This is a genomic window from Candidatus Arsenophonus nilaparvatae (genome assembly GCF_045346035.1).
Taxonomy (GTDB): Bacteria; Pseudomonadota; Gammaproteobacteria; order Enterobacterales; family Enterobacteriaceae; genus Arsenophonus; species Arsenophonus nilaparvatae.
The window spans coordinates 972,046-984,506 of sequence record NZ_CP158507.1 but is presented as its reverse complement, the minus strand read 5'-3'; the positions used below and the strand labels follow the sequence as shown (position 1 = coordinate 984,506).

The 12,461-nt window shown below is 37.2% G+C and carries 9 protein-coding genes; 2 read left to right on the top strand and 7 right to left on the bottom strand.

The window, feature by feature from the left end:
- Nucleotides 1-12 precede the first annotated feature (12 nt).
- Together WH390_RS04745 and WH390_RS04740 are read right to left on the bottom strand one after the other, a co-directional pair.
- Nucleotides 13-918, bottom strand: a complete 906-nt coding sequence (locus tag WH390_RS04745) for a hypothetical protein (RefSeq protein WP_052044864.1) — start codon at nt 916-918, stop codon at nt 13-15.
- Between the two features lie 305 nt (nt 919-1,223).
- On the bottom strand, nt 1,224-2,657 hold the full coding sequence (locus WH390_RS04740; RefSeq protein WP_032115290.1) for an SH3 domain-containing protein: 1,434 nt from the start codon (nt 2,655-2,657) through the stop codon (nt 1,224-1,226).
- A 690-nt stretch (nt 2,658-3,347) separates the two neighbouring features.
- Here WH390_RS04740 and WH390_RS04735 point away from each other — a divergent pair.
- A complete protein-coding gene (locus tag WH390_RS04735) occupies nt 3,348-3,566 on the top strand; it encodes a hypothetical protein (RefSeq protein WP_032115289.1) in 219 nt (72 codons plus the stop codon).
- Between the two features lie 114 nt (nt 3,567-3,680).
- On the opposite strand, the gene WH390_RS04730 is transcribed toward WH390_RS04735, so the two are convergent.
- Nucleotides 3,681-5,594, bottom strand: coding sequence for a hypothetical protein (locus tag WH390_RS04730; RefSeq protein ID WP_032115288.1), 1,914 nt, complete (start codon nt 5,592-5,594; stop codon nt 3,681-3,683).
- A gap of 716 nt (nt 5,595-6,310) precedes the next feature.
- On the opposite strand from WH390_RS04730, the gene WH390_RS04725 reads away from it, so the two are divergent.
- Nucleotides 6,311-6,970: an epoxyqueuosine reductase QueH gene (locus WH390_RS04725; protein ID WP_032115287.1), complete on the top strand. Its 660-nt coding sequence runs from the start codon at nt 6,311-6,313 to the stop codon at nt 6,968-6,970.
- Between the two features lie 121 nt (nt 6,971-7,091).
- Here WH390_RS04725 and lysS read toward each other — a convergent pair whose 3' ends face one another.
- From lysS to dsbC, 4 genes are all read right to left on the bottom strand, one after another.
- Entirely contained in the window at nt 7,092-8,606 is a 1,515-nt protein-coding gene (gene lysS, locus WH390_RS04720; RefSeq protein WP_032115286.1) for a lysine--tRNA ligase, read from the bottom strand.
- A gap of 9 nt (nt 8,607-8,615) precedes the next feature.
- A protein-coding gene (gene prfB / locus WH390_RS04715; RefSeq protein WP_148305547.1) for a peptide chain release factor 2 occupies nt 8,616-9,714 on the bottom strand; the annotation gives its coding sequence in 2 pieces (ribosomal slippage) (nt 8,616-9,638 and nt 9,640-9,714; 1,098 coding nt in all).
- Between the two features lie 275 nt (nt 9,715-9,989).
- Nucleotides 9,990-11,726, bottom strand: coding sequence for a single-stranded-DNA-specific exonuclease RecJ (gene recJ, locus WH390_RS04710; protein WP_032115285.1), 1,737 nt, complete (start codon nt 11,724-11,726; stop codon nt 9,990-9,992).
- 10 nt (nt 11,727-11,736) lie between these two features.
- Nucleotides 11,737-12,447 (bottom strand): bifunctional protein-disulfide isomerase/oxidoreductase DsbC, encoded by a 711-nt coding sequence (gene dsbC / locus WH390_RS04705; RefSeq protein WP_032115284.1) that lies wholly within the window; start codon nt 12,445-12,447, stop codon nt 11,737-11,739.
- Between the last annotated feature and the right edge of the window lie 14 nt (nt 12,448-12,461).

The window sequence follows — 12,461 nt, the reverse complement described above, 5'->3', positions numbered from 1 at the left end:
TAAATAAGATCATCATTTATTCGGTAAAATTTCCGGTAGGGTTTTTAGCTGGTTATAACTAGCATCAAGTAAAATCAAATTATCTGGCAACACATCAGGCAGTTTATCTAATTGATTAGACGCTACACTAAGCATTTTCAACATTTTTGGCAGCTGATTGGGTAATCTGTTTAGCAAATTTTTATCAACTCGGAGTTCTTGTAACCGATGCGGAAGTTTAGCAGGCAGCCCAGTTATCTGATTGTTGCTGATATCAAGAAACCATAACGTGTCAGGCATAGTGTTTGGTAATGCCGTCAAAAATGCGCCATTAACCTCTAATTTTTCTAGCTTAATCGGCAACTTATTAGGCAAAGCGATCAATGGATTGTCACTGGCCTTGAGATGATAGATGTAACTCGGCAGATTATCAGGCAAACTCTCAAGATTATTTTTATTAACATGCATAATGGTTAATAATGAGGGTAACTTATTAGGTAAAGCGGTTAATTTGTTATCACTAGCTTTTAATACTGATAATCGTTCAGGCAGATAATTAGGTAAGCTAATTAATTGATTGTGACTAGCATTTAAGGAGACTAAGCCTTTTGGCAGATTATCAGCTAGCCTAACCAAGTTATTACAATCCACCTGTAATTCTATTAATGTTTCAGGTAAATGCTCAGGCAAGTTAGTTAACTGATTTGTACCTACAAGCAAATGGGTTAATTTTTTAGGTAGCTCATCGGGCAGTCTGGTTAATTGATTATCACTGACATCTAATTTTATTATCCATTCTGGTAAATTAGGCAACGAAGTTAAATTTAGTCCAGATAAATTAAGAGATGAATTTTCTTCAGTAATACAGGTAAAAACTCTATTGAGTGCAGTCTCTCGCTTTTCCGATGGATCGATATTTGGTTGTTGATACCCAATCATACCATCCAGCGATTAGATCCATTAAAGCAGGTGATAAAGCCATAGTGTCGCCATCCTAATACAAGTCAATTGTTAAAAAATATTTATTAATTCACTTAAATTTAACAATTAATTCACTTTATTAATACTATAGAAATGTTAACTGTATCAAATATTGCATAAAATAATTACTAGAAAATGGAAAGCATTGGCAAATAACTGAATGAACCATAAAAGAATTGTTGCCAGCAGCAAGATGGCTAATTTGCTACTGGCAATTACATGATGCTAAATAAAAGATGAGAGGTTAAAAGCCGATCAAATAATCAGCCTTCCGCTTGATCGAGATAGGTAATGATAAATAGTGGCTTGCTTGCCAGTGATTCAAGCTCTGGAGCATCAGAATATTGCGCCAATAAGGGCATAAAAATTGACTGGCCAATAATGCTGCGACTTGGCGGCGCTGCTGGTCTTAATCCCCACACATTATGGTAGATTATCGGCACAGTACGACCCTGCCAATCTGCATTACCGACATACAGCATAATATGCCCTTTTATATAGACTAATGTTTTAAATGGTTGGCCATATTTGATCAAATAAGCAAGCCGTTGATCAGTTGAATAATGGCTTAAATCAATTCGCTTACCACTTAACGATTGAGCTAGTGAATTTCTGGGTAGAAAAATACCAAAAGGCAGCATAAGATTTCTTACTTCCGCAGAGCAGTCATTGAAACCATAAAGACTTCCCCAGCCATAATCTTTACCTTGCATGTATTGAATGATATGCGCCATATTTTCTGCTGTTGGTGAAATAGGTGTCTGACGCACCATCTGTTCAAACTGTGGCGCATAACGAATAACAGCATAGCCCTTATCATCGTAGGCCGGTAATGCGATATTTGTTTTACCGTTAATCGATTTTAATGGCAATAATGTACCGGTACGGGCGGTAAATCTAAATACGCCCTGCTTATCAGTGAAACTGGCATTATCATTAATAACTGCCCCAAGCTTTTTTTTCGCCATGGTTGTCCACTGTTGGATAAAATGATCATTCACTTTAGCAATATGTGAACTATCTACCCAGCCCATTTCAGTAGACGATATTATAAAACTCCAGGATCTATCAGCGGTTACTGCCACAATGTAAACCGGTTCAGCGGGATGCAGAGTGGAATTTTGTAACATATCAAAAGGATAACCTTGACCTGCCTCACGCGGATCTTCAAAAGCAGGATAAGCTGTTGGTAAGAATCTTACCGCGGTTTCACGTAAAGTGATCCCCCGGGCAGTAGGCGTGTATCGATCGGCGATCGACACGGATACCCGATGTTGCATTTTTGCTTTCCAGCTAGCATCTAATAAACGAAAATTTTCGCCATAGTGACTGACATTAGCCGCAGTAAATTTTTCAGCAAAATGTGATAAATTTCTTTTCGCACCTTTTGCATCCTGCAAAACTGACTGAATATAATCACCATTCCAGGGAGATTGCGCACCAAAATAGTGTGCTAACAGGGTATTAAAAGCTTTTTTTTGTTGTAATTCAGTTAAAAATGGTTGTCGGTAACTAGGCTCATTAGGTGGGATCCAGCGAGCGCTATTTTGTGGATAATTAGCAATCGGAAAAAGTTTTTTCGTTTGATCAATAACGTTAATATCTTGCTTATCATTAAATAATGATAATGAATGAGGTGTTTTATTGCTACAACCAATCAGTAATAACAGAATGCTAAAGCCAATCATTTGTTTCATCAACGCCAGCTCCTCTAGATTTACTACTTTTCACTATATCCATATCATGCGGACTTATTTAATTTTAAATATTAAGATTAATTAAAATCTTAATTTATATTACACCATCTACTATTAATAATAACAACATATAAGCCATTAATTTTTAACATTTAGCTACTGACTGATAATCAATAATATAGTAATTATGGTTAATCTGTTATCAATAATAATTTTTATCTTTATTATTAATCAAAAAAAATAGTAAAATTAACTGATTCTTAATACCCTATTATTGATAAGGATAAAAATAAATATTTATCTATTTTTATAACTTAATATTGAACATAGAAATAATTTATTAATTTCAGACTAAATTATCATCATATTATAATAGACTTTAATTCTGCTATTTGATATTCAGAAAGTTGATACAATGGATAAAATAAAAAACCAATAGATAAAGTAGCACCTGAAAATTGAATAGCAATATTTCCCACTCTTATTAAATGCAATTATTTTACACTTTAACCGCTTTTATTTAATAAATAAATATAATTTGACAAAATATTAACAAATGAATTACCTTTATGTGGCTAGTGTTTGTACTATCGATCGATCCATAAATAAATCAGTAAATATTATATTAAGGAGCTTAATATAAATCTTGCTATAAAACGTGGGTTATTAATACTATCAATAACTTCTGCCATGGTCACAACCTTTTCATCAACTGCAATTGCAGGAACAGAAGGAAAACAGCAATATTATTGCAAAGGTAACCATGGTGATGATAATGATCGAGGACTATGGGATTATATTTTCACCGCATCTAGTAAAGCAGATGCTGAAAGTCAAGCCGAAAAGCAATATAAAGTTGATGGCCCCAATGCTTTTGTTAATATCAAAGAATGTACACTCCAAAATTAAATTTGAGCAATAAAGCTTTAATTTCCTCCATGCCAACAGTGGCAAGGAGGTATTTATATCTCAAGACTAATTAACTGGCTTATTCTATTTTAAGCGAAAATCTTAGTCACTATTTTATCGATTCTGTTTGCCACTATCAGGCACTAATGACATAACCACGGTTTCAAAAGGCGATAACGTCACTAATGCCGATTGATTAATGGTAGCCGGTTTCTTACTACCCGCTTGACTAATATAATTCAGGCTAACTTGATAACTTTGTGGCGTGCCAGCGGGTAATTCTAAATCACGCTGTAAATCCAAATAATAAACCTGGGGTTTATCCGATGGATTTCTTAAACTGATAATCGATTTATTGCTACCCCAGGCAGCCCAACCATAGATCGCTAATTTGGTTGGATCACTACCTATCCAATGACTATCAAATAAAATAGCTTGATTTTCATACGCCCAATTTGCCGCACTGGCTAATACCTGCCAATTATTATCGCTTAACAGCTCAGGCGTAATATACATTTCTTGTAGCTGAGTGCCGGTAGCAAAATAACTCCACACTTGATCAGCAAAGTCCCGCTCTGATTGGCTAGCAAGGTATTTGGCTTGTTTAGCATAAATAATACCATGCAGCATCAACGAATTAAGCGGAAATAAGGGTCCTTTCATAACAATTGAACGATAAGATTCCGCATCGCGATAAGTAAGCCATTGTTGTACTTTAGTGCCCGGGCCATAATAGTTAACATCATCACCCCCACGCCAAATCGAATCAGCGTAAAAAAGCCAGGATGGGGTCGCTTGAGTACCAGTGGTCAGGTTAATATAAAGATTATTATTTGCTTTTCGCATATCACTGATCATATGAATTGCCGCATCAAAGTCACTAGTAAAGCGGCTACCAGCAATCACCTTATCGGCATTGCCGGTACCATCCAATTTAAACATAGTAATATTTTGTTGTTTGATTAACTGTAAAATACGTTGATGAAAATTGGCATAATAATTGGCACCTGATAGGGCCAATTTACCATCCATTATTTCATAACCAAATTCTACCGCATGGGAAACGCGAATATCACGTGGTTTATTATATCCTCCCCAGGGTGATAACCAAATACCTAATGCCGCATGATATTTTTCAGCTGCAATTTTTAATTTATTAAACTCATTGGGGAAATTAGCACCAAATCCCCAGTTACCGGTTAAATTATCCCAACCATCATCAAATAAATAGCCATTTAATTTGACACCACGTTTTTTGACCAACTGTTCGCCATACTGTTTAATACGTAATAATGCTTGCTTTTCGGTATAGGGATTAAAAAAACCAATATCAAGCCAAGAATTATAGTGTAAATAAGGATGATAAGGACGAGCACGAACAAAATTTAAAAACTGATTGACATTACGCCGTAATTGGCCAGCTGCATAAATGCCAATATAAGTTTTGTAACTAAGTGTATGGCCTGGCTGTAAAGGAATGGCCTGGGCTATTTTTTGTGTTACTCCGCCTTCATAAGCTATCGTATTGGTTAACGGATTTTCTGGAATGACAAAAAATGAATCACTAATAATTGGAGAACTGACAACCGAACCATAAACAAAAGGCGCCTGCGTCTTAAAAGGCATTAATGACACCATACTCATGTTTAGGGGATTATTTTCAGCGCTGATTTGGATTTCATAACGGCCAAAATTAGCCCGGTCACATAAAGACAATATCGTGGTGACTTTGATAGTGTCTCTAATATAATTTATTGTGATGGTATTTTTATCCTGCTTAATATCTTGCAGGTTAAAATCTTTTTCCGCTAATTTTTTTCCTGAATTAAAATTAATTTCAAATAAATTATCAGTTTTAATTGCATCATTATTTCTGTTATTTTTAAACCAAAGTAATATACCTTTCTTATTATCGGATAATAGAATGTTTATATTTTTACCCGTCAGTTGATACTCTTTTGCCTGTAAGGATTTTACTAAACATAATGACATAAATATACTCAATATAATAACACTCAATGCTCTCATGCAATAAACTCCTATTGACTGCTTAATTATTTTATTTTGCAAAAATCAAGTCCTAAAGCATGTAACATGGCTTATTACAGCAAAAACCATATCAAGAAAGTGTGAACTGGTTGGCAGTTGTTGGTTTATATGACTAACAGTAAGCAATTAAAGCATCATTTAGTGATATAAAAACAGATAAAAGGTGAATTTCTTAACCAAAAATTCTATTATTGAAATATTTAACAAATGCTTCAATATTTTCTCCAGTTTAAAATTTAATTTATAACATTCAATTTCTTCATAAAATTTCTCTATTTATTTACGACTAGCTAACACTGTTGTTTAGTAGGAGTTTTTATACTAAATAACAGTTGCTAAATTTTATTTATCATATTTTCTGCTATATCTTTTATTGGTTGAAATATTATCTTATTGCAATATTTGATATAAAAAAGTTTTACTTTAACTAACTATTTATATTAGTTAATACCACAATGAAAAATTATCCAATATTATATTAATATCTAATAAAATAAATTTTTATATCAATCTAAATCGATGTAAAATTACTTTAAGTAAAATATAGTGGGTGTTTTTATCGATTATAAGCGGCAATAAACCTTCTCGGCGTCCATCGCAAACAAATTTGACCCAAAAAATAAAAAGACTATTATATATCTCTCGCTTGCTGTTATTATTAGCCCTATTATCGATTACTATAAAAATTTGCAACCATGGATAAATTTACCCGTCCTAAACTAACGCTGCCTAATGGCGCAAATAAATTATTACTGCATTCTTGTTGCGCTCCTTGCTCAGGTGAAGTAATGGAAGCACTAAGTGCTTCAGGTATTGATTATACTATTTTTTTCTATAATCCAAATATTCACCCACAACGAGAATATGAGATCCGCAAAAACGAAAATATTCGTTTTGCCGAGCAGCATAATGTGCCGTTTGTTGATGCTGATTATGATAGTGATAACTGGTTTGCACGTGCCAAGGGGATGGAGCAAGAACCTGAGCGTGGAATTCGTTGTACTATGTGTTTTGATATGCGATTTGAGCGTACCGCTCTTTATGCTGCCGAGCATGATTTTAGCATTATCTCCAGTTCATTAGGTATTTCTCGCTGGAAGAATATGCAACAGATCAATGATTGCGGTAAGCGTGCCGCCAGCCATTACGATGGCCTAACTTATTGGGACTATAACTGGCGTAAACAAGGTGGTTCCGCAAGAATGGTGGAAATTAGTAAGCGCGAACAATTTTACCAACAAGAATACTGCGGTTGTATCTATTCTCTGCGTGATACCAATAAACATCGGCGCACACAAGGACGGGAGATCATCCGCATCGGCGTTAAATATTATACTGACGACAAACAACCCTAATGAGGCAAGCTATTTCAATAAGCAGGCAAGCGTTAAATACTATATTGGCGACAAATAATAGATCGAACAAAAAATAGCAGTGCCTGGCTTCAGCCAGGCACTATTTATCCAATTTGCTAAACTATTTACCAGGCCGTAATGCTGGAAACAGAATGACATCACGAATTGTATGACTATTGGTTAATAGCATGATCATCCGATCAATACCAATACCTAAGCCAGCCGTTGGTGGCAATCCATGCTCCAGTGCAGTGATATAATCCTCATCATAAAACATGGCTTCATCATCACCCTCATCTTTCTGACGAACCTGCTCAGCAAAGCGTTCAGCTTGATCTTCTGCATCATTTAGCTCAGAAAAACCATTACCAATTTCACGACCACCAATAAAGAATTCAAATCGATCGGTAATAAATGGATTATTATCATTACGACGAGCCAACGGAGAAACTTCTGCCGGATATTCAGTAATAAATGTCGGTTGGATCAAATGGCTTTCCGCCACTGCCTCAAAAATCTCACACTGCAGACGGCCTAATCCCCAGCCTTTTTCTACCTCTATATTGAGTGATTTTGCGATGATTGTCGCTTTAGCCAGATCATCCAAATCAGCCGGATCAGTTTCGGCCCGATATTTGACTATCGCTTCTTTCATCGTCATTTTGCTAAAAGACTGCCCGAAATCAAATGAATGCTCACCATATGTTACCTGGGTTGTGCCTAATACTTCTTGCGTTACCGTTTTAAATAACTCTTCGGTTAACACAATAAGATCTTTATAATCAGCATAAGCCATATACAGTTCCATCATGGTAAACTCTGGATTATGCCGCGGCGAAATGCCTTCATTACGAAAATTACGATTAATTTCAAAAACTCGCTCGAATCCGCCAACAACTAAACGTTTCAAATAAAGTTCTGGCGCAATACGCAGATACATATCAATATCTAACGCATTATGATGAGTAATAAATGGACGTGCCGCTGCACCACCCGGTATAACCTGCATCATGGGTGTTTCGACTTCCATGAAATCTTTACTAACCATGAAGTTACGTAAAGCCGACAACACACGTGAACGCGTAATAAAAGTCTGGCGTGATTGTTCATTAGCAATAAGATCGAGGTAACGTTGGCGATAACGCGTTTCCTGATCTGCCAGCCCATGGAATTTATCTGGCAGAGGTCGTAATGCTTTGGTTAATAAATAGACTTCATGCGCATGGATGGTTAACTCACCTGTTTGGGTCTTAAATAATTTACCCTTAACACCAAGAATATCGCCCAGATCCCATTTCTTAAACTGTTCGTTATAAATACCTTCTGGTAAGTCATCGCGAGAAACATAAATCTGAATCCGACCGCCCATATCTTGTAAAGTCGCAAAAGAGGCTTTACCCATGATACGGCGTGTGATCATTCGGCCGGCAACAGAGACGTCAATATTCAGTGCAGTAAGTTCTTCCGCATGGTTCTCATCATATTTACCATGCAAATCGCCAGATAAATACTCACGGCGAAAATCATTAGGAAAAGCAATGCCATTACCACGCAATCCGGCCAGTTTTTCACGCCGAGTTTTTAATTCATTATTTAAATCAAGGGACCGCTCAGTACCCTGTTGTTGTTGAGACATCTTTTTTCCTCATAGGCCAGCTTTTAAGCTTGCTTCAATGAATTTGTCCAGATCACCATCCAGCACAGCTTGGGTATTGCGATTTTCAACACCGGTTCGTAGATCTTTAATTCGAGAATCATCCAGCACATAAGAACGAATTTGGCTACCCCAGCCAATATCAGATTTATTTTCTTCTAATGCTTGTTTATCGGCATTTTTCTTTTGCATCTCTAGTTCATATAATTTTGCTTTTAGTTGCTTCAATGCCTGATCTTTATTCTTATGTTGAGAACGGTCATTCTGACATTGGGTAACAATGCCAGTTGGAATATGGGTTATCCGTACCGCTGACTCTGTTTTATTAACATGTTGGCCTCCAGCCCCTGACGCCCGATAAACATCAATGCGTAAATCCGCCGGATTGATTTCAATATCTATATCATCATCTACTTCAGGATAAATAAACGCTGAGCTAAATGAGGTATGGCGGCGACCACCAGAATCAAAAGGACTTTTACGCACTAATCGATGAACACCGGTTTCAGTCCGTAACCAACCAAAAGCATACTCACCAATAATCTTTATCGTGGCAGATTTTAAGCCTGCAACATCACCATCTGACGCTTCAATAATTTCTGTTTTAAAACCTTTTGACTCTGCCCAACGAAGATACATGCGCATCAACATGCTAGCCCAATCTTGCGCCTCAGTTCCCCCTGAGCCTGCCTGTAAATCAAGATAACAATTAGCACTGTCATACTGCCCTGAAAACATACGACGAAACTCTAATTGTCCCAGTTTTCCTTCCAGCTGCGTTAACTCCGCGACCGCCTCATGAAAAGTTTCTTCATCATCAGCTTTAATTGCCAAATCGAGCAAACCAGATACATCGTCTAAACCTTGTATCAAGGCATCAATAGTTTCTACTATTGCTTCAAGAGAAGAACGCTCCTTACCCAATGCTTGGGCTCGCTCTGGTTCGTTCCACACATCAGGCTGCTCAAGTTCTGCATTTACTTCTTCCAAACGTTCTTTCTTGGCATCATAGTCAAAGATACCCCCTCAAGATCTTCGTCCGCTCAGACAGATCCTGAATTTGATTTTTTATTGGATTAATTTCAAACATACCCTTATATCTTATTTATGTTATTTTCATTAAAAGTCATAAAAATATAAACCGCCTATTGTAGCGGATCTGATTGCTGGATTATAGTTTTTCAGTCAATATGCTTCATGATAACTCATTTTACCAACCAAATAGCCGCTTTTAGTCAGTAAATGCCACTATAAGAATAATGCTTTAAATCTAACTAGTTGCAATTAGTGGCAGAAAAATAGTGATTATAATAAGGGAAATCATAACTATACCTACCACTGTTGATGGTCAAAATAGGCTAAATACTATTCGCAAGGCCATAAATGCTGAATGAGTAACTGGATGTTACGATTACCACGATACTCATTCACATCTAGTTTATAAGCCAATTCGACCATTTTAATACTATTGTCAGGCCAATAAGCGGTATCAATATTAAAGGCGATGCCATCTATCATCGGACCACCAGCCAGTGGTTCTAACATCACTTTTAGATGACAATCACCGACAAGACGTTGTTGCAATAGGCGAAATTTGCCATCAAAAATTGGCTCAGGAAAAGCCTGGCCCCATGGCCCGCCATTTCTAATTAGTTCAGCAATATCCAATGACAACTCTTCATTATTTAGTTCACCATCACTCCAAATAACCCCTTCAAGCATATCGTTATCCAGTAGTTCTGCCATCAGATTAGCAAAGTTCTCTTGAAACTGAGTAAACTTCTGCTCCTCCAGCGTTAATCCTGCCGCCATAGCATGGCCTCCAAACTTTAAAATTAATCCCGGATTAAGCGTATCTAAGCGTTCAAGAGCATCCCGTAAATGCAAACCATAGATGGAACGCCCTGACCCCTTTAAAATCCCTTCACCAGCCGGCGCGAAAGCAATAACCGGACGATGAAATCGTTCTTTGATCCGAGAAGCCAATATTCCTACTACTCCCTGATGCCATTCAGGATGATAAAGCGCAAGACCATTGGGTATTTGATGACGTTTTTCTTCTATTTGCTCAAAAATCTGCCAAGCCTCTTGCTGCATATCCTGTTCAATTTCGCGGCGGGTACGATTTAAACTATCTAATTCATTAGCCAATTTTCTAGCGTGAACGATATCATCAGTCAATAACAGTTCTACACCGATTGACATATCATCTAATCTTCCCGCTGCATTAAGCCGTGGCCCAACTGAGAAACCTAAATCATTAGCAACCAGACGACTAACATCACGTTTGGAAACTTCAATCAAGGCTTTGATCCCGACACAGCTTCGTCCCGCCCGAATACGGTTTAAACCTTGATAGACTAAAATACGATTATTACTATCCAAGGGAACAACATCAGCCACCGTACCTAATGCAACCAAATCTAATAATTCAGCCAGATTAGGCATCTTACGTGCTTGTTGCTCAAACCAATCAGTCTGGCGCAATGCAGCACGTAATGCTGACATCAAATAAAAACTGACACCAACCCCCGCTAATGCTTTTGATGGAAAATGACAATCAGCTAAATTAGGATTAATGATTGCTTCTGCACAAGGCAGGGTTTCTCCTGGTAAATGGTGGTCGGTAATAATCACTTTTATACCGTGTCGTTGAGCAACTGCAACGCCTTCATAGGAAGATATACCATTATCAACGGTAATAATAAGTTGCGCTTTTCTTTTAATTACTTGATCAACAACCTGCGGGCTAAGCCCATAGCCATCTTCAAATCGGTTAGGAACCAAATAATCAAAATGACGATATCCCATCGCGCCCAGCGCTCGCAGTGTCAATGCCGTACTGGTTGCACCATCGGCGTCGAAATCACCGACCACTATAATTCGCCAATGTTCATTCAGAGCAGTGATTAATAACTGAACCGCTGTTTCAATACCATTAAGTGATTGGTAATTAAGCAATCCTTTTGCACCTGTTTCTAACTCATTTTCTGATAACACACCTCTCATAGCGTACAAACGGCGTAATACCGGAGACAAATGAGCAGGAAGGTGGCTATCATCTGCTTTCGGTCGGCGACGAAGCTGTATTTTCATATTTATTGTTAACTCATTATGATTTTTTCTTAAGTTTTTCTAATCCTTTAACTAAATCATCTGCCGTCATATAACCAGGTATTACTGTGCCATCGTCTAACACCATAGCGGGTGTCCCATTGATACCAAGCATATGACCGATATTAAATTGAGCGGCAATATCGACTGTTTTGCATTTTTCAATCGGAGAAATCGTTTCGCCTTTAAAAGCGTCTGTTAATGCTTTTTGTCGATCAGCACTACACCAGATAGATGTCATTGTTTTAGCTGATTCGTGGTGAAGGCCATTACGAGGGAATGCCAAATAACGTATGGTGATACCCTTTTTATTATATTCTGCTATATCTTGATGAAATTTCTTGCAATAACCACAGGTAACATCGGTAAACACGGTGACAACATATTTTTCCTCTGGTGCTTTAAATATGATCATCTGGTCGCTCATTGCTTCTATTTTCTTTGCCAAGATCTGATTTGTAACATTAACCGGCATTTGACCACTTAAATCATAAATCGGTCCTTCTAATAAATACTTACCGTCTTCAGTCACATAAACCAGACCTTGGCTAGTAATTACTGTACTTAAACCTACAATAGGTGACGGATGGATATTCTCAGTTTCTATACCCATTTTATTCAATGTTCTTTTAATTGCCACATCATCAGCCAATGCAGAATGTGACATTGCGGCCAGAAGACCAATTAACCATACGATATTTTTTTTCATTTAGAATTTCCTTG

Coding starts and splice junctions, on each gene's coding strand:
- WH390_RS04745 (WP_052044864.1), bottom strand. CDS start 918: ATGATTGGGTATCAACAACCAAATATCGATCCATCGGAAAAGCGAGAG.
- WH390_RS04740 (WP_032115290.1), bottom strand. CDS start 2,657: ATGAAACAAATGATTGGCTTTAGCATTCTGTTATTACTGATTGGTTGT.
- WH390_RS04735 (WP_032115289.1), top strand. CDS start 3,348: ATGGTCACAACCTTTTCATCAACTGCAATTGCAGGAACAGAAGGAAAA.
- WH390_RS04730 (WP_032115288.1), bottom strand. CDS start 5,594: ATGAGAGCATTGAGTGTTATTATATTGAGTATATTTATGTCATTATGT.
- WH390_RS04725 (WP_032115287.1), top strand. CDS start 6,311: ATGGATAAATTTACCCGTCCTAAACTAACGCTGCCTAATGGCGCAAAT.
- lysS (WP_032115286.1), bottom strand. CDS start 8,606: ATGTCTCAACAACAACAGGGTACTGAGCGGTCCCTTGATTTAAATAAT.
- dsbC (WP_032115284.1), bottom strand. CDS start 12,447: ATGAAAAAAAATATCGTATGGTTAATTGGTCTTCTGGCCGCAATGTCA.